This is a genomic window from Nocardiopsis sp. iso_238 (assembly GCF_056173325.1).
On sequence record NZ_CM149668.1, the window covers coordinates 2,471,192 to 2,489,185 of the forward strand.

The 17,994-nt window shown below is 72.0% G+C and carries 16 protein-coding genes; 7 read left to right on the forward strand and 9 right to left on the reverse strand.

Translation table 11 applies throughout. The features are described 5' to 3' along the window. Positions 1-17 precede the first annotated feature (17 nt). The 3 genes from glgX to AC0VYL_RS10920 form a co-directional block, all read right to left on the reverse strand. The gene (gene glgX, locus AC0VYL_RS10910) at positions 18-2,162 is read right to left on the reverse strand and encodes a glycogen debranching protein GlgX (protein WP_475462523.1); all 2,145 of its coding nucleotides are present in this window, start codon (positions 2,160-2,162) and stop codon (positions 18-20) included. 295 nt (positions 2,163-2,457) lie between these two features. Continuing rightward, complete coding sequence (locus AC0VYL_RS10915) at positions 2,458-4,089, reverse strand: acyl-CoA dehydrogenase family protein (protein WP_475483047.1); 1,632 nt, start codon at positions 4,087-4,089, stop codon at positions 2,458-2,460. A gap of 113 nt (positions 4,090-4,202) precedes the next feature. Continuing rightward, a complete protein-coding gene (locus AC0VYL_RS10920) occupies positions 4,203-4,871 on the reverse strand; it encodes a pyridoxine/pyridoxamine 5'-phosphate oxidase (protein WP_475483048.1) in 669 nt (222 codons plus the stop codon). Positions 4,872-5,217: 346 nt separating this feature from the next. On the opposite strand from AC0VYL_RS10920, the gene AC0VYL_RS10925 reads away from it, so the two are divergent. Then, complete coding sequence (locus tag AC0VYL_RS10925) at positions 5,218-6,399, forward strand: MFS transporter (RefSeq protein WP_475462526.1); 1,182 nt, start codon at positions 5,218-5,220, stop codon at positions 6,397-6,399. A gap of 91 nt (positions 6,400-6,490) precedes the next feature. On the opposite strand, the gene AC0VYL_RS10930 is transcribed toward AC0VYL_RS10925, so the two are convergent. The 5 genes from AC0VYL_RS10930 to AC0VYL_RS10950 all read right to left on the reverse strand — a co-directional run bounded on the left by AC0VYL_RS10930 (position 6,491) and on the right by AC0VYL_RS10950 (position 10,223). Next, complete coding sequence (locus AC0VYL_RS10930; RefSeq protein ID WP_475483049.1) at positions 6,491-7,261, reverse strand: sirohydrochlorin chelatase; 771 nt, start codon at positions 7,259-7,261, stop codon at positions 6,491-6,493. Further along, positions 7,258-7,959 (reverse strand): phosphoadenylyl-sulfate reductase, encoded by a 702-nt coding sequence (locus tag AC0VYL_RS10935; protein WP_475483050.1) that lies wholly within the window; start codon positions 7,957-7,959, stop codon positions 7,258-7,260. The genes AC0VYL_RS10930 and AC0VYL_RS10935 overlap by 4 nt, the downstream gene beginning before the upstream one ends. Then, positions 7,956-8,162: a hypothetical protein gene (locus AC0VYL_RS10940; protein ID WP_017545529.1), complete on the reverse strand. Its 207-nt coding sequence runs from the start codon at positions 8,160-8,162 to the stop codon at positions 7,956-7,958. The genes AC0VYL_RS10935 and AC0VYL_RS10940 overlap by 4 nt, the downstream gene beginning before the upstream one ends. A gap of 90 nt (positions 8,163-8,252) precedes the next feature. Continuing rightward, a complete protein-coding gene (locus AC0VYL_RS10945) occupies positions 8,253-9,950 on the reverse strand; it encodes a nitrite/sulfite reductase (RefSeq protein WP_475462529.1) in 1,698 nt (565 codons plus the stop codon). Between the two features lie 183 nt (positions 9,951-10,133). Continuing rightward, entirely contained in the window at positions 10,134-10,223 is a 90-nt protein-coding gene (locus tag AC0VYL_RS10950) for a putative leader peptide (protein ID WP_338042027.1), read from the reverse strand. Between the two features lie 118 nt (positions 10,224-10,341). Between AC0VYL_RS10950 and AC0VYL_RS10955 the strand changes: the two genes are divergently transcribed. The 5 genes from AC0VYL_RS10955 (at position 10,342) to AC0VYL_RS10975 (ending at position 15,700) form a co-directional block, all read left to right on the forward strand. Next, the gene (locus tag AC0VYL_RS10955; RefSeq protein ID WP_475483497.1) at positions 10,342-11,343 is read left to right on the forward strand and encodes a YihY/virulence factor BrkB family protein; all 1,002 of its coding nucleotides are present in this window, start codon (positions 10,342-10,344) and stop codon (positions 11,341-11,343) included. Between the two features lie 116 nt (positions 11,344-11,459). Continuing rightward, positions 11,460-12,284 carry a hypothetical protein gene (locus AC0VYL_RS10960; protein WP_475483051.1) on the forward strand — a complete coding sequence of 275 codons (825 nt, stop codon included), beginning with the start codon at positions 11,460-11,462 and terminating at the stop codon, positions 12,282-12,284. Next, positions 12,271-13,053, forward strand: a complete 783-nt coding sequence (locus AC0VYL_RS10965; protein WP_475483052.1) for a hypothetical protein — start codon at positions 12,271-12,273, stop codon at positions 13,051-13,053. The genes AC0VYL_RS10960 and AC0VYL_RS10965 overlap by 14 nt, the downstream gene beginning before the upstream one ends. Before the next feature lie 373 nt (positions 13,054-13,426). Then, complete coding sequence (locus AC0VYL_RS10970) at positions 13,427-14,905, forward strand: hypothetical protein (RefSeq protein WP_475462532.1); 1,479 nt, start codon at positions 13,427-13,429, stop codon at positions 14,903-14,905. A gap of 30 nt (positions 14,906-14,935) precedes the next feature. Beyond that, the gene (locus AC0VYL_RS10975) at positions 14,936-15,700 is read left to right on the forward strand and encodes a hypothetical protein (RefSeq protein ID WP_475483053.1); all 765 of its coding nucleotides are present in this window, start codon (positions 14,936-14,938) and stop codon (positions 15,698-15,700) included. An 87-nt stretch (positions 15,701-15,787) separates the two neighbouring features. Here AC0VYL_RS10975 and AC0VYL_RS10980 read toward each other — a convergent pair whose 3' ends face one another. Further along, complete coding sequence (locus tag AC0VYL_RS10980) at positions 15,788-16,990, reverse strand: MFS transporter (RefSeq protein WP_475462534.1); 1,203 nt, start codon at positions 16,988-16,990, stop codon at positions 15,788-15,790. 310 nt (positions 16,991-17,300) lie between these two features. Here AC0VYL_RS10980 and AC0VYL_RS10985 point away from each other — a divergent pair, with 310 nt between their 5' ends. Further along, positions 17,301-17,861 (forward strand): GNAT family N-acetyltransferase, encoded by a 561-nt coding sequence (locus tag AC0VYL_RS10985; protein WP_475462535.1) that lies wholly within the window; start codon positions 17,301-17,303, stop codon positions 17,859-17,861. The last annotated feature ends 133 nt before the right edge of the window (positions 17,862-17,994 follow it).

Genomic DNA, 17,994 nt, shown 5'->3' on the forward strand with positions numbered 1-17,994 from the left:
ACCGGACGCGGCCCCGGTCAGCCGTGGCGGTGCGAGACGCGCCGCAGCAGGACCAGGGCGCGGTCGATCACCCGGAGCGGGCCGCCCGCCGTCACGAACGGCCGCCCCTCCACGTCCGGCTCGGCGGTGTCCAGCACGGTCTCCCAGGCCATGCCGTACTCGGTGCCGGGCAGCTTGAACTCCACCGTCTCCGGACCGCTGTTGAGGAGCAGTACGAAGGAGCTGTCGCGGATGGGGCGCCCGCGCGAGTCCGGTTCGGTGATGGCGTCCCCGTTGAGGAACACCCCCAGCGCCCGCTCACCGGTGTCCCAGTCGTCGCCTTCCATGGTCGACCCGTCCGGGCGCAGCCACGAGATGTCCGGCAGCCCGTCCGACCCCGCCCTGGCACCCTCCACCGGGCTGCCCTGGAAGAACCGGCGGCGCCGGAAGACGGGGTGCTCGCGCCGCAGCCGCGCCAGGTCGCGGACGTAGGCGAGCAGGTCGTTGCCGGGGTACTCGCCGGTGAGCCCCGCGCCCTCCCAGTCGATCCAGGCGATCTCGTTGTCCTGGCAGTAGGCGTTGTTGTTGCCGCCCTGGGTGCGCCCGATCTCGTCCCCGTGCGAGAGCATCACCACCCCCTGCGACAGGTACAGGGTGGTGAGGTGGTTGCGGACCTGCCTGCGGCGCAGGGTCAGGATGGCGGGGTCCTCGGTGGGCCCCTCCACGCCGTGGTTCCAGGAGCGGTTGTCGTCGGTGCCGTCCCGGTTGTTCTCGCCGTTGGCCTCGTTGTGCTTGTCGTTGTAGGAGACCAGGTCGGCCAGCGTGAAACCGTCGTGGCACGTGATGAAGTTGATCGAGGCCACCGGGCGGCGCCCGTCGTCCTGGTACAGGTCGCTGGACCCGGCCAGCCGTGAGGCGAGCTCCCCCTTGACCGGCTCACCGCGCCAGAAGTCGCGGACGGTGTCGCGGTACTTGCCGTTCCACTCCGTCCACAGTGGCGGGAAGTTGCCCACCTGGTAGCCGCCCGGACCCACGTCCCAGGGTTCGGCGATCAGCTTCACCTGGGAGATCACCGGGTCCTGCTGGACGATGTCGAAGAACGTGCTCAGCCGGTCCACGTCGTGGAACTCGCGGGCCAGCGCCGAGGCGAGGTCGAAGCGGAACCCGTCCACGTGCATCTCCAGGACCCAGTACCGCAGCGAGTCCATGATGAGCTGCAGGGAGTGCGGGTGGCGCACGTTCAGGCTGTTCCCGCAGCCCGTGTAGTCGAGGTAGTAGCGCTGGTCCTCGTCGCTGACCCGGTAGTAGCCGAGGTTGTCGATCCCCCGCCAGGACAGCGTGGGGCCCATGTGGTCGCCCTCGGCGGTGTGGTTGTAGACCACGTCGAGCAGCACCTCGATGCCCGCCTCGTGCAGCGACCTCACCATCGCCTTGAACTCCTGGACCTGCTGCCCGCGCGAGCCGCGCGCGGCGTATCCGCTGTGCGGGGCCAGGAAGGCCAGGGTGTTGTAGCCCCAGTAGTTGGTCAGCCCCCGGGCCACCATCGCGTGCTCGGGCACGAAGTGGTGCACGGGCATGAGTTCGACGGCGGTCACCCCCAGGGAGGTGAGGTAGTCGATGACCTCGGGGTGGGCCAGCCCCGAGTAGGTGCCCCGCTGGTGTTCGGGGATGGCCGGGTGGCGCATGGTCAGCCCGCGTACGTGCGCCTCGTAGATCACCGTCTGGTGGTACGGGGTGTTGGGACGTGCCTCGTTGCCCCAGTCGAAGAACGGGCTGACCACCACGCACTTGGGCACGTATCTCGCGCTGTCGGCCGTGTTCCTGCGGGCCGGGTCGGCGAAGTGGTAGCTGAAGAGCGATTCGTGCCAGGTGAGGTCTCCGTTGATCGCCTTCGCGTAGGGGTCGGTGAGCAGTTTGTTCGGATTGCAGCGCAACCCCTGGTCGGGTGCGTAGGGACCGTGGACGCGGTACCCGTACTGCTGTCCCGGGCCGACACCGGGCAGGTACCCGTGCCAGACGAAACCGTCGTACTCGGTCAGGGGTACGCGGGTCTCCTCTCCGTCGTCGTCGAACAGGCACAGGTCCACCTGTTCGGCCGCCTCGGAGAAGAGGGAGAAATTGGTGCCGGAACCGTCGTAGGTCGCACCGAGCGGATAGGAACTACCTGGCCAGACTTCCACCATAGGCGTCGTCAGTCTCTAGGTTTCGGGGCCCGTAAGGGCGATTTTGATGGTGACGACTTCTTTCTTCCGCTTCGACCGCGGAAGTATGCCGAACTGGGCCGATGTTCGTTCTCGGCTGCCCGTTCTGCACTTTCTGCGGCTTATGTGAGCGGGGGTGAAAGGGAGGAGGAAAGGAGTTCCGGGGGTTTCTCGCGTGGGCTCCCGGCGCCGATCCCCGCGAAAGGGGGTCGGCACCGGGAGAGGGGAGGTCGGCACCGGGACACGGCGGGTCCCGGCGCGGAGCCCGGCCGGCGGATCAGCCCCGGGGGCGGGCCCGGTCCAGGATCAGCTCCGTGTCCACGCCCCTGGGCAGCGTCCCGAACACGTGCCCCCACTCGCCGCCCAGCCGGGACGCGGTGAACGCCTCGGCCACCGGGGTGGGCGCGTAGCGCAGCAGTACCGACGCCTGGAGGGTCAGCGCCATCAGCTCCACCACCGCACGGGCCCGGTACTGGACCTCCTCCAGATCGCCCAGGGCCTGCCCCAGCCGCTTGAGGGCGGCGTCGTAGTGGTCGTCGGAACCGGCCGCGGTGTCGAGTTCCGCGAGGAAGGCCTCCACCGACTCCGGCGCCCTCGCCATCGCCCGCAGCACGTCCAGGGCGGCCACGTTGCCCGAGCCCTCCCAGATGGAGTTGAGCGGTGAGTCGCGGAACAGGCGGGGCATGCCCGACTCCTCCACGTACCCGTTGCCGCCCAGGCACTCCAGGGCCTCGGCCGCGTGCACCGGCTGGCGCTTGGTCACCCAGAACTTGCCCACGGCCACGCCCAGGCGGCGGAAGGCGGCCTCACCCTCGTCGCCGCGCACCGCGCGGTCCACCGATCCGGCCAGGCGCGTCATGAGCGACGTGGCCGCCTCGGACTCCAGGGCGAGGTCGGCCAGGACGTTGCGCATGAGCGGCTGGTCCACGAGCGGAGTACCGAAGGCGCTCCGGGTCTCGGCGTGGTGCAGGGCCTGCACCACCGCGGCGCGCATGCCCGAGGCGGAGCCGATCACGCAGTCCAGGCGGGTGCTGTTGACCATCTCGATGATGGTGGGCACGCCCCGGCCCGGCTCCCCGACCGGGTACGCCACGGCGCCGTCGTACTCCAGCTCGGCGGAGGCGTTGGACCTGTTGCCCAGCTTGTCCTTGAGCCGCTGGACGAACATCCGGTTCCGGGAGCCGTCGGGCAGCACGCGCGGGACCAGGAAGCAGGTCAGCCCCTCGGGGGCCTGCGCCAGGGTGAGGAACACGTCGCTCATGGGGGCGGAGGTGAACCACTTGTGGCCGGTGAGCAGGTGGTGGCCCTCACGGGTGGGCACGGCACGGGTGGTGTTCGCGCGGACGTCCGAGCCGCCCTGCTTCTCGGTCATCGACATGCCCGCGAGGAGCCCGCGCTTGGTCAGCGGCGCCCGCAGCCCGAAGTCGTAGGCGCGGGCGGTGAGCAGCGGTTCGTACGCCGCCGCCAGCTCGGGGGAGTGGCGCAGCGCCGGGACGGCCGCGTAGGTCATGGAGATCGGACAGCCGTGGCCGCTCTCCGCCTGCGACCACAGGAAGAACTTGGCCGCGCGGGCCACGTGGGCCCCCTCGCGCGCGTCCGCCCAGGGGGCGGCGTGCAGGCCGTGCTCCACGGCCTGGTCCATGAGCACGTGGTAGGCGGGCTGGTAGTCGACCTCGTCCACGCGGTGGCCGTAGCGGTCGTGGGTGCGCAGGACCGGGGGGTAGGCGTTGGCGGACTCGCCCCAGGCACGCACCCGCTCGGATCCCGCCGCGTCGCCGATCTCGCGCACGTCGGCCTCGGCCCAGCCCGCGCCCTCGCGGCGCAGGCCCTCCAGGAGGGCGGGGTCGTCGGCGGCGCTGTAGTCACCGAGCGGAGTGGCCTGGTTGAACACTTCGTGTGTGTCGGGCATTCCGGCTCCGATCCTGGTTCGGGGGTGGACGGGTGCGGGAATCCTATCCCTGCCCGGAACACCCGACCGAACCTGGTTCGGTCACGCCGTCACCTCGCGCTTCCCGGGCCCGTTCAGGGCCACAGGAGACCCCGCTCCCACGGCGCGGAGGAGTCCGCGCGCCGGTACCGCAGACGGGTGTGGCGCCGGTCCGGGTCCGCCTGCCAGAACTCGATCTCGGTGGGCGCGAGCCGGTACAGGCCCCAGTCGTCGGGTGCCAGCCCGGGGTCGGCCTCCAGTCGGGCGCGGCTCTCCTCGGCGGTCGCGTGGACGGTCTCCAGACTGTCCAGGGGCTGGCTCTGGCGTCCGTGCAGCCCCGCCACACGCCCCTCCAGGGGGCGTGCGGTGAAGTCGGCGGCGCGCTCCTCGGCCCCGGCCAGTTCCACGGGACCGCGCAGCCGCACCTGACGGCCCTGGAGTCCCCAGAAGAAGAGGAGCGCGGCCCGGGGGTTGCTCGCGAGCTCCCGGCCCTTGGCCGAGGTCGTGGTGGTCGCGAACGACCACCCCTCGTCGGTGAGGTCCTTCAGGATGAGGACGCGCGCCGACGGAGCCCCGTCGGCGTCGGCCGTCGCCAGGGTCATGGCGTGCGGTTCGGGCACCCCGGCCGCGATCGCCTCGCCCAGCCACTCCACGAACAGGTCCACCGGGTCGTCCGGTGCCTCGGAGGGGTCGAAGCTCGCCAGCGGCCCCGCGAACACCCGCAGCCCGCGCAGGAGGTCCCGGATTCCGTCCCGTCCCGCCATCACACACCCCGTCCACTCGGCTCCAGTACCCCGAACCTACTCAACCCCGGGCCGCCCGGGGCCCCGCGACGCCGTCACCGCCCAGTGGGACGGAACCGGGGCCCCATCCGGGGAGCCCGTCGCCTCCCGGGGCCGCCGTCCGGCGACGGCGGCGACGGTGGGGTCGGTACCGACCCCACCTCGGCATCCTGTCCGACGGGCCCGTCGTCGCGGCGGCGCGCACCCGGTGGGCACCCCGCCCGGTTTCGCACCGAACGTCCCCGGTACGATGCGCGGGCCGTGACGGTCCGGACCGTCACGGGAACGGAACGGCGGGGCGCGCACCGGGCACGCCGCGAGGGGGACCATGACGGACTCGGGACAGACGGCACACTCCCGATGGCTCTGGGGGCTACTGGGCAGCGTGGTCCTCACCCACACCGCGCTCAACCTCGTCCGACCCCTCATCTCCTACCGCACCATCGCGGTGGGCGGGGACGCCGTCGAGGTCGGACTGGTCACCGCCGCCTACGCGCTGCTCCCACTGGTCATCGCGGTCTCGCTCGGCCGCTTCACCGACCGCGCGGGCCGCATCGCGTGGCTCGCGGGCCTCGGCTCGGTCGTCCTGGCCGTCGGCAGCCTCCTCCTGGCCGGGTCCGGGGGGCTGCTCGGACTCGCCCTGTCCAGCACGGTCGTGGGCGTGGGCCACCTGCTGTGCATGGTCTCCGCCCAGGCCCTCATCGCCCGCTACTCGCGCCCCGAACACCTGGACCGCGACTTCGGCTGGTTCACCGCCGCGGCCTCCCTCGGCCAACTCGTCGGTCCGCTGATCTCCGGCGTCATCCTCTCCGACTCCACCGGGCCGGAGCTGCTCACCGCCACCTCCACCGCGCTGCTGGTGGCCGGGGCCGTCGCCGCCCTGGGCTTCCTTCCGCTGATCCCGCTGGCGCGGCTGAGCCCGATGCGGCGCACCGACGCGCAGAGGGCCGCGCCCCCGGTCCCCACACGGGACCTCCTGCGCCGCCGCCGGATGCCCTCGGCGCTGTTCACCAGCCTGGCGCTGCTCACCGCCGTGGACATCCTCACCGCCTACCTGCCGCTCATCGCCGAGAGCCGGGGGCTGTCCCCGATGCTCGTCGGTGTCCTGCTGAGCCTGCGCGCCGGCGCCTCCCTGCTCTCCCGGCTGACCCTGCCGTGGATGCGGCGCCGCTGGTCGCGCAGGGCGCTGGTCGTCACCAGCACCTCGGTGGCGGCCGTCGCGCTCACCCTGGTGGCGCTGCCGCTGGGCGGGTTCGCCGTCCTCGCGGGTGTGCTGGTCGTGGGCGGATTCCTGCTCGGCCTGGGGCAGCCCCTGACGATGGCCCAGGTCACCACCCTGGCACCGGAGGGGGCCCGTGGGGCGGCCCTGGCCCTGCGCATCTGGGGTAACCGCCTGGGTCAGGTGGCCGTACCGGCGGCGGCCGCGGGGGTCGCGGGAGCGGTGGGCGCCCCGGGCGCCCTGCTGTTCTCCGCCGCGATCCTGCTCAGCGCGGCCGTCGCCGCCGTCTGACCCGCTCCCGGCATGTCCCGGCACACGTCGGGGGCGGGCGGCCCCTCGGAGCCGCCCGCCCCCTTCACGCCGGTTCACACCGGCCGGGTCCTCACACGGTGGCGTGCCGGGCCGCGACCGCCGCGTCGTAGCGCTCCAACACCACACGCGCGAGCTCCGGCACGTCCCCGAGGGCGTCGGCGACCACCGAGGCCCCCGCTTCCGTCGACTGCGCGCGGACCCGGTCGGAGAAGAACCCGGGCGCCAACAGGTAGCCGCTGACCGCCACCCGGCCGTGGCCGCGCGCCAGCAGCTCCCGCACCGCCTGGCCGGGGCTCGGTTCGGACGCCGAGGCGTACGCCGCCACGACCTCCGTCCACGGGCCCCGCTCGGCCAGCTCCCGGGCCATCGCCCCGATCACCTCGTTGGCCGCCGCGTCGCTCGACCCGGCCGAGGCCAGCACCAGTGCCGTCGCCGGCTCGGCGTACGCCCCCGCCTCCGCCAGACGCCGCTCCACCGCGTCCAACAGCAGCGGATGCGGGCCCAGCGTGTCGGCGTAGTGGATCCGCACCCACGGGCCGCGCTCGCGCGCCCGGTCGAGTACCGACGGCAGGTCCACCTTGCTGTGGAACGCGGCCGTCAGCAGCGCGGGCAGGACCACGACCTCACCGGCGCCGCCGGAGGCCAGGTCGTCCAGGGCCTCCTCGGCGGCGGGCGCCACGTGGTCCAGGAACGACAGGCGCACGTCCAGCTCCGGCCTCAGGCACCGGACCCGGTCGAAGACGGCCGAGACGGCCTCCGCCGACCTCGGGTCCCGGCTCCCGTGCGCCACCGCCAGCAGCGGGACCGGGGCGCGCGGCCCGGTACCCCCGCCGCCGCTCATACGTGGATCCCGCACTCGGTCTTGCCGGTCCCGGACCACCGCCCGCTCCGGGGGTCCTCGCCCGGCTCCACACGGCGGGTGCACGGCTCGCAGCCGATCGAGGGGTACCCGTCGTACTGGAGCGGGTTCACCATCACCCCGTGCTCGGACATGTAGGCGTCCACCTCCTCCTGGGTCCACCGGGCGATCGGGTTGACCTTGGTCATCCGCCGACGCCGGTCCCACTGCACCACCGGGGTGTCCCGGCGGGTGACCGAGTCCTCCCGGCGCAGCCCCGTCAGCCACGCCGAGTACGGCTCCAACGCCCGCTGGAGGGGCTCCACCTTGCGCAGGTGGCAGCAGATGCCCGGGTCGCGCCCGTGCAACCGGGGGCCCAGGACCAGGTCCTGCTCGGTCACGGTCCGGGACGGTTCCACGTTGATCAGGGTGATGTCGTAGACGGAGGCCACGGCGTCACGGGTGCCGATGGTCTCGGGGAAGTGGTAGCCGGTGTCCAGGAAGATCACGTCGATCCCCGGAGCGGCCCTGGACGCCAGGTCCACCATGAGCGCGTCCGCCATGGAGGAGGTCATGCAGAGTTCGGAGCCGAAGGTCTCGGCGGCCCAGGCGATGATCTCCGGGGCCGAGGCCTCCTCCAGCTCACGCGCGGCCCGCGCGGCCAGCTCCGGTCCGCCGGTCGTGGCGATGGTGGCGTTCATTCGTTGCCTTCCGTCGGTCTGGAGGGGGCTCCGCCCGCGGAGAACGAGGCGGAGCGCAGGCCCACGTACTTGACCCGGAACACCCGGGCACAGGACAGGCAGGCCCAGGGGTAGCCCTCGCCCTTGACGGCCGCCCCCTCCTCGGGCATCAGGTCCTCGTCGCCGCAGTAGGGGCAGTAGTAAGGTGCGGCCCTTTCGGACACGGCACACCTCTTCCTTCCGGTGGACCCGGCCCGGGGCAGGGGGCCGGGCGGGCCCGGGCGAGCAGCGCCCGGGCCCTGGGTGTCAGGTCGTCACTTCAGGTCCGCGTCGTCGGCGCGGCCCGCCCATGCGGCGAAGTTCTCGCCGTCCTCCCGCTGCTCCTGGAAACGCCGGAGCACCCGTTCGACGTAGTCGGGGAGGTCGTCGGCGGTGGTCTTCAGCCCGCGGATCTTCTTGCCGAAGGACTGGGTCAGGCCCATGCCGCCGCCCAGGTGGATCTGGTAGCCCTCCACCTGCTCGCCCCGCTCGTTCATGACGAGCTGCCCCTTGAGGCCGATGTCGGCGACCTGGATGCGCGCGCACGAGTTCGGGCAGCCGTTGACGTTGATGGTCACCGGCTCCTCGAAGTCCGGGAGCCGCTTCTCCAGTTCGTCGATGAGGGTCGCGGCGCGGCCCTTGGTCTCCACGATGGCCAGCTTGCAGAACTCGATCCCGGTGCAGGCCATGGTCTGCCGACGGAAGACGCTCGGGTTGACCTGGAAGTCCTCGGACTCCAGCGCGGCCGTGATCGACGGGACCCGCTCCTCCTCGATGTCGAGGATGACCAGCTTCTGGTCGGCGGTGGTGCGGACGCGGTCGGACCCGTGCTCCTCCGCGATCTCCGCGACCCGCAGCAGCGAGGTGCCCGAGACCCGGCCCACCTTGGGCGCGAATCCCACGTAGAACCGGCCGTCGCGCTGGCGGTGCACGCCCACGTGGTCGCGGCGCACCCCCGGGTCCAGCACGGGCGCCGGGCCGTCGGGGAGCGCGTAGCCGAGGTACTCCCGCTCCAGGACCTCGCGGAACCTCTCCGCGCCCCACTCCTTGATGAGGAACTTGATCCGGGCCCGGGTGCGCAGGCGGCGGAAACCGTAGTCGCGGAAGATCGCGCAGACCCCGGCCCACACCTCGCTCACCTGGTCGGGGCGCACGAACGCGCCCAGCCGTTGGGCGAACATCGGGTTGGTGGACAGACCGCCGCCGACGAACAGGTCGTACCCGGCCTCACCCGCCGCGTCGCGCACGCCCACGAAGGCCACGTCGTTGATCTCGTGGTTCACGCAGTGCACGGTGCACCCGGACAGCGACGACTTGAACTTGCGGGGGAGGTTCGAGTACAGCGGACTGCCGATGTGCTCCTCGTAGATCTGCTCGATCTGCTCGGTGGGGTCCAGGACCTCGTCCTCGGCCACCCCGGCCAGGGGGCAGCCCAGGATCACGCGGGGGGTGTCGCCGCAGGCCTCCGTGGTGGACAGCCCGACCGACTCCAGCTTCTCCCAGATCGCGGGCACGTCCTCGACCCGGATCCAGTGGTACTGCACGTTCTGCCGGTCGGTGATGTCGGCGGTGTCGCGCCCGTAGTCACGGGAGATCTCCGCGACCGCGCGCAGCTGGGCCGCCGACAGCTGCCCGCCGTCGATGCGCACGCGCAGCATGAAGTAGCGGTCGTCCAGCTCCTCGGGCTCCAGCACGGCGGTCTTGCCGCCGTCGATGCCGGGGGCGCGCTGGGTGTAGAGGCCGAACCAGCGGAAGCGTCCGCGCAGGTCGGCGGGGTCGATCGAGTCGAATCCGCCCTTCGCGTAGACGTTGATGATCCGATCGCGGACGTTGAGCCCGTCGTCGTTCTTCTTGTTCTCCTCGTTCTTGTTCAGCGGTTCGCGGTAGCCGAGGGCCCACTGGCCCTCACCACGGCGGCGTTTGGGTTGGGCTGCCGTGGGTGCCTTGCCGGGCTGCGCGGAAGAGGGAGGCATCGCGGGTGTCTCCGTTGGGGTCGCGGGGTGCTCACGGTCCCGGCGCCCGCACCACTGGCCCGTGGACACCGCACGTCGTCGTGGACGGTGTCACGGGTGAAGTCCGTGTGTGGGAGTTCGAGGAAGAGGGGGAGCGCCGGGGCCGCGCGCACCCCTGAGGGTGCGTCAAAAGGCGGCGAGAAGTTATCCGACGCTGCAACAGATGGCGCTGCTGACCCGAAGGAAGTCCACGTGGCGGCGCACGCGGAGCATGGGGTCGAGGACAGCGTTCATGTTTCGAGAATGACACGGGCTTCCGGTGCTTGTCCAGGGTGTGCGCCACGGGCCCGAATGTGAGTCACGTCATGCCCGCGTGGTGCCGACCGCCCCGAGGAGCGCTAACGTGATCCCCGTGGTGGGATTCTGGGAGGGCCTGTGGCGCATGGCCGACGCCTGGCTGCGACGCCATCCCGTCTTCCACAGCGGCACGCTGCTCGTGCTGCGCACCCTCCGGGCCCTCTCCCGTGACCGGGTGGTCGGCCTGGCCGCCGAGTCGGCCTTCTTCGCGCTGATCTCCCTCCCCGCGCTGCTGCTCTGCCTCCTGGGCGCCCTGGGCCCGCTGGCCATGGTGTTCGGGGAGGGCCTCGTGGTGGAGATCCGCGAGTGGATACTGGACCTGGCGGCGCGCGTCCTCACCCCCGCCGCCGTCGAGAGCGTGGTGGAGCCACTGGTCGACGACTTCCTCGGCGGTGTCCCGGGCGGCGTCCTCTCGGTGACCTTCCTGGTGTCCCTGTGGTCGGGGTCGCGGGCGATGAACGTCTTCATCCGCTCGATCACGATCTCCTACGGCCTGGACGAGCTGCGCGGCTGGCTGTGGCAGCGGGTGCTCGCCTTCTTCGCCTACCTGGGCGGGCTGCTCTTCGCGGTCCTGGTGCTGCCGGTGATGGTGGCCGGGCCCGACATCGTCCACGAGCTGCTGCCGCTCACCGTGGGCCGTCTCAACCTCTTCTACTGGCCGATCGTGGGCCTGCTCGTCACCGCGGCGGTCACGCTGCTCTACGCGCTGAGCGTCCCCGTCCGCACCCCGCTCTGGCGACACCTTCCCGGTGCGCTCCTGGCCACTCTGGTGCTCCTGGCCGGTTCGGCGGGACTGCGCGCCTACCTGGACGCCTCCTTCGGGCAGATGAGCATCTACGGTTCGCTGTCCGCCCCCATCGCGATCCTGGCGTGGCTGTACGTCATGGCGATCGCCGTGCTGGTGGGGTCCTCGCTCAACTCTGAGATCGACGCGCTGTGGCCCACGGTGCGCACCGCCGCCGCCCGCGCGGAGCTCGCCAACCGCCACTTCGAGAGGGCCGACCGCCTCGCCCAGCGGCGGGAGCAGGCGGTCATCGACACCCTCAACGGGCGCTGACCACAAGCGGCCAGGGTGCCCGTTAAGCCGGGATTGTCAGTATTTTCGTACCGTGTCCAGCGGGAGGCCGCGAACCCGCCGCACCGAGCCTGGACGCTCCCCCCGAAAGGCCCCCAGTGCCCTCCCCCTCCGGGCCCCCGATCCACGCGTCCACGCGCCTCTGGGTCGGCTCGATCACGGCCGCGGCTCTCACCACCGTCCTGTGGTCCACCCTCACCGCGGGCCATCCCGTCCTCACGGGCTCCTCGTTCTCCCTGTGCGCCCTGGTCCTCCTTCTCCTGGGTGTCCTGTTCGCCGCGGCCCTGCCCCAGCGCCCCGGCGTGCCCCCGACACCGGAACGGTCCGCGCCCTTCGCCTGGTTGCCGTGGCCGTTCGCGCTGCTTCCCCTGCTGTCGGTGTCCGCAGAACCGCGATTCCTCCCGTGGCTGTGGCCGCTCCTGCTGCTGCCCCTGACGGCGCTGCTCCTGGCCTTCCTCGCCGCCCGGGCCCGTCGGCGCCCGGGCTCCGACGCACCCCGCGGACACCCGACGCGCGCCGCACAGAGGTTCGGCACCGCCGCCCTGACCACGGCCCTGGTGAGCCTCACGTTGCACATGCTCCTCACCAACGAGGCCCTGATCCAGAGCGGACCCTCCTTCTCCTTCGCCCTGTTCATCCTGGTGGCCGTGTTGGTCGTGCAGATCCTCCAGGGAGTCGCCCGGACCCTGCCCCCTGGGATCGCCGGGTCCGGGAAGCCCCCCGCCAACGGTGCCGTCTTCGTCTGGCTGGCCTGGCCCATGGTTCCGGTCGCGGCGCTGCCGATCGCGACGTACCTGGTCCACCCGGTCGGACCCTCCTCGCTGTGGCCCCTCGGTCTGTTCCCGCTGGGCGCCCTCGGCTTCGCCGTCCTGAGCACGCGCGGGTACTTCCTGGAAAGGGCGGAGCTCCGTGAGACGCGTTGACCTTGTCGCTGTCTGGGCCCTGCTCGCCCATCTGGTGCCGTTCACCTCGGTGCAGATCGTTCACGTCCACCAGGGCCGGGTGCCGTTGGTCGTCGGCCTCTGGCTGGCGGTGCTGCTCCTGGCCGGCGCCGTCCTCTGCCTCCTCATTGGGCGCCCGGAAGGTCGTCCCGCACATGACCTGCCGGACGCGTTCTCCCGGGGCTTCGGACTGTTCAGTCTGTTCTTCGCGCTGGCGGGCCTGCCCTTCACCCTCGCACTGGTGCTGTATCGCGGAGAGTGGGCGCTGGTCCCGCCGATCGTGGTCGGAGGGGTGTTGTGCGCCCTCGCCCTGGCAGCGATGTACCGGGAGCGGGGGAGGCCCGCACCGATGGCGCCCGAACCCACACCGAAGCTGGTCGGCCAGCCTCCGGGGGCCCGCCTCCCGCACGGTTGGGTTCCCGTCCACGTGCACCGGGACGCCGGTCGGAACCACGACGCGTTGGTGGAGTACCGGGTCGACGTGGACGGTTCCCGGGTGGGCGCCCTGGGGCGGGGACAGGCCCTCATGATCGGCCTGGCGGCAGGTTCCCACGTGGTCCAGGGATGGGCCGGAGGGCTCAGCAGCCCGCCGGTGCGGCTGGTGCTGATCGAGGGGGAGGTCGCGCATCTGGTGTTGGGATCCGGCGGCACGGTCCTGGACCTGTTGTTCGGCGGGCTCGGCAGGGGCCACCGCCTCCAGCTCAGGCGTCATGACGGTGGTGGCGCCGATGTGGTCCGGGTGCGCCAGTGAGAGCCCCGCGGTCGCGCATGGCCGGATCCGGCCAATTTCGGCGTGAACCTGATTGCCTTTTTGGGTGTCCTCTCCAGCGTGAGTAGGTTGCCCAAGCGGGCCCCAGCGCCCTCCTGCGCGTGTCACAGCAGGTCAGTGGCGTCAGGGGGCCAGTGCGGGCAGGTGGGGCGGGGCAGGTGTCCGGTTCCTTGATGGCGAAACGGAGTGAACATCCTCTGAGACGGTCAGTATCATCACGTGCAGCATTGACTACTCGTGTGCCGTTCGACCCCCGCTGGCGGACCCCGTCACGCCGCGACCGACCGTCATCGCTGATCGTCCCCCTGCTCCCGTACACGAACAGGTTCACGTTCCCCATGCCTTCGGAGACACCATGAGTCGGGCGTCCCGTCCGGAGCACCCCCGGCCCACCGCCGTCATCGTCATCGCGCCCGACGAGCGCAGCGCGGAGATCGTCATCGAAGGGCAGCGCCAGGTCGTGACCGGCCTGGCCCCCAAGGAGACCCGACGCGCGGCGCTGGACGTCGCCACCGGCTACGCCGCCCACATCGGGCAGCCGGTGCTGGTCGACGCGCGCGACGCCAACGGCTACTGGCGCCTGGTCGCGACCCCCTCGGGCGTCGTGCAGGCGGCGGACCAGGCGCTCTCGGACCGGTCCCAGCAGTCCGCCCCCGGGGGTTCCCCCGACGGTACGGGCCAGGACGCGTCACCGCCCTCGGCGGACAAGAAGGGCGGTGCGGGCCGGAAGGCCCTCATCGGGGGAGCGGTCGCGCTCGCCCTGCTGCTCGTCCTGGGCGGCGGAGTGGTCGTCACCAACGTCATGCTGGGCGGTTCCGCCCCCTCCGCGGAGGACGAGGAGCCCGACGCCTCCGGGGTCCCCCTGGAGTTCCCGCCCCCGCCGGGGTACGCGGGCACGGTCGAATTCAGTGAGGAACTGGCCCCGGAGACCCAGCCCGGCATCAGCCGTGACGGTGCCTACCTGGCCTACATCGACCCGGGGGAGCAGCTCAACCTCCTCGGGCCCGAGGGCACCCGTGAGTGGTCGGTCGACCTGCCCTTCGAGGCGGGCGCCGGGCTCGGAGCCCCCCGCTTCGTCGAGTACGGCGGCGAGGACGCCATCGTGATGGAGACCGCCGACACCCTGTGGTTCTGGCCCGCCTCGGGTGAGGGAGCCGTCAGCGTCGCGCTCCCCGAGTCCGGCTCCGCCCGGTACGCGGGCGACTCCGTCCTGGTCCGTACCGAGGACGCCTCGTACCTGCCCATCGACGGCGAGCTGGAGGAGTTCGAGGCCCCGGGGAACTCGGAGCCGATGCTCGCGACGAACGGCCGCGCCCTGACCGCCGTGGTCAACGGTCCCTGGCAGTGGGTCCAGCCCGGCGAGGACGACGAGGAGGTCCAGGCCGAGAGCCCCCACGGGGCCGGCGACATGGAGAACGTCGTCACCGCCCTGCGCGAGTACGTCATCGTCCGCTGGGAGGCGCAGGGGGGCGACGGTTCGATCCTGGCCTTCCACGACCGTGAGGACGGCGCCGTGCTCGGCGCGGCGGAGATCTCGGAGGACGCCCTGGAGGGGGTCAGTCACCTCTCCGGGCCGATCGGCACCGAACTGGTCGCCTACGGGCCGGTGCTGTTCTCCCCCGCCACCGGTGAGACGAACGTGGTTCCGGGCTTCACACCCGAGATCACCGTCGGTGAACAGGTCTTCGGAGAACTGGACGGGAGCCGGGTGGCGCTGGACGCCACCGGCACGCCCTCCGAGGTTCACGAGGACGCACAGACTCCGCGCGGCCTTCTCGGCGACCGCGCGGTGGTGGTCCACGAGGGCCGCCTGTATGCCATCCCCCCTGAATAGTTCACTACGCAAGCGAAAGAAAGGAGTGGGATGTCCCTTAAGAAGCGGGTATTCACCGTCACGGCAGCCAGCCTGTTCATGGCCGGCTTCTCGGTGACACCGGCCTTCGCGGCCGAGACCGCGGAAGAGACCGTCCCCGATGTCGCCCCTGAGGCCGCCCCCGCGGCGGTCCAGGAGCCTGCCCCCCTGTTCGAAGCGACCCCCGTCGTGGAGCAGGCGTTCGAGGAGGTCGCGGCACCTCCGGTGCTGATCGACCTGCCGATCCTCCCCGGCCCTGACCCGGACCCGGGTGACGGCGAGACGCCGGGACCGGACCCGATCGATCCCCCGGACCCGATCGACCCGCCGGACCCGATCGACCCGCCGGACCCGGGTGACGGCGAGACGCCGGGACCGGACCCGGACCCGACGGACCCCCCGGACCCGGACCCGGACCCGACGGACCCCCCGGACCCGGACCCGACGGACCCCCCGGACCCGACGGACCCCCCGGACCCGGACCCGACCGATCCTCCGGACCCGGACCCGACGGACCCCCCGGACCCGACGAACCCGCCGGAGAACCCGGACGGTGGTACCGACCCGGGTGACAACAGCCAGCCCCCCGGCGACAAGTCGCCCGGGGCCAAGGCTCCGAGCGCTCCGGCGCCGGCCGCCGGTGACACCACCGGTGGCGGCGAGCTCGCCGCCACGGGCGTCGACATGTCGGGCTTCGTGCTCGGCGGCGCCGTCGTGGCCGGTATCGGTGCTCTGGCCCTGTGGGTCGGCAGCCGCCGTCCGGGCATGGCCGAGTAACACCGCGTCCGCTCCCGCGTTCTCGTGGGTCTGACGCGGGGAGGGCCCCGTCCACCGGAGGAATCCGGCGGACGGGGCCCTCCCGTGTCACTGGGACCGAGGACGCAGCGCGGAGGCGAGCAGGAAGGCCGCGACCCCCGCCGCGGCGATCGCCCAGAGGGCGCTGCCGAGCGTGAGCGAGTCGGCGAGGAAGCCCACAAGGGGCGGGAAGGCCAGGAACCCGGCGCGGCCCAGCCAGCCCACCACCGTCACCCCGTCGCCGGTGCGCACCCCGGGGATGTTCCCGGCGGCGGCGAGCGTCAGCGGGAACAGGGTGGACACGCCCAGCCCCATCACGCCGAAGCCGATGACGGTGGTCACCGGGTGCGGCAGGAGGAGGGCGAAGGCCAGCCCCCCGGCGGACAGCAGACCGCAGGCGTGCCCCACCGCGACCGCACCGAACCGGTCGGTCACCCGGTCTCCCAGCAGTCGGCCGACCGTCATCATCGCCTGACAGGCCACGAACGGCATGGCGGCCAGGAACAGCGGCGCACCCAGTTCGGTGCTCATGTACACCGCGCCCCACGAGGCGGCGGAGTCCTCGATGCCGCCGGCCATCATGAGCAGCACGCCCAGCATCACCAGCAGGAGGAGACCCTTGGCGGGGATGCGGGACCGGCCGCCGTCGTGCTCGTTGACCCCGTCCCCGCGCTCGGTGTTCTCGGGTCCGGGCAGCAGCATGCGGCTGATCGCGAGGTTGACCACCACGAGCACGACGGTCACCCCGGACAGGTGCCAGAGGATCGGCACCCCGGACCCGGCCATGGCCGCGCCGAGGAGACCACCGGAGACCGCCGCCAGACTCCACACCGCGTGGAACGTGTTGATGATGCTCCGCCGGTAGCGGCGTTGCACGCGCAGGCCGTGGGAGTTCTGCGCCGAGTCGGTCCAGGCGTCGGCGGAGCCCATGACGAAGAGCGCGGCGGCGAGCATCCACCAGTTCTGCGCGAGCGCGATGAATGGAAGCGCTCCCAGCGAGAGTAGACTCGTTCCCACGGCGGTCCGCCCGCTGCCGAACCAGTGGATCAGCGGTCCCGCGAGCATCCCGGTCAGGATCGCCCCGAACGGCATCGCCGCGATCGCCAGCCCCAGCTCCGCGTTGGTCAACCCCAGGTGGACCTTGATCACCGGAAGCCACGGAACGGCGTTCGTGTAGGTGAACCCGTTGACGAAGAACAGGGTGGACACCCCGACCCGGGCGCGCCTGGCCTCGGGAGGGGGTCCGGTGGACTTGTCGGTCTGCGCGCTCAAGGAGGGCTCCAAGGGTCGATTCTGTGCGTGCGGATGTTATCCGGCGCGCGGGCCCGGGGGACAGACATTTTCGCGGTGTCCGCGGGGCCGGGCTTGCCATGGGACCCGGAGCCGATTTACATAGGGGGTCCGTCCCCGTCGACGTGGAACCCCGGAGGTCCCACCCGCGCCCCCGCCCCTCCTCCCGCCAGAGGCCCCTGACACCGGCCCGCCCCGCGGCCCGCTCCCGCGTAGGCGACCCCTGCCCGCCGACTCCCCCACACCGGGACGCGCCGTGCCCCGACGGTCCCGGTCGGAACCGGAAGATCACATGATCAGAACGAGCGCGCTGCGAGAGACGCCCACGTTGACCGGGAAGAGCGTACGACTGGTGCCCCTCGGGCCAGAGCACACGGACGCCTATTTCGCGGCGGGCCTCGACGAGGAGGTCCGACGGCTCACCGGATCCCACGGCCACATCACCTACCAACAGGCGCGCGAGTGGTGCGAGAGCCGCGCGGGCCGCACCGACCGGCTGGACCTGGCCATCATCGCGCCCCGGGACGGCCGCTACCTGGGCGAGCTGTCCATCTACGCGGTCTCACCCGAGAACGAGACCGCCGGGTACCGCATCGCCCTGTCCGCGATCGAGTTCACCGGCCAGGGACTGGGACGGGAGGCCACCCAACTGGTCCTGGAGTACGCGTTCGAGCAGATCGGGCTGCACCGGGTCTGGCTGTACGTCTACGCCTTCAACATGCGCGCCATCGCCGTCTACCGTTCCTGCGGTTTCTACGTGGAGGGGCGGCTCCGCGACGCCCTGCTCTGGGAGGGGCGCCGCCACGACGCCCTCCTGATGGCGGTGCTGCGCGGTGGGTCCCGGGGGCGCTGACCGCTCCCCGGGGCACCGGGCCGGGGTGGTTTTTGCCCCTGCGCGGGGTTGCGACCCGTATGAGGCGGGGTATGCCGGTACCACTTTTCCGCGGCCCACTCCACACTGCCGGAAGGAGCGGCGTCGGGCTCCG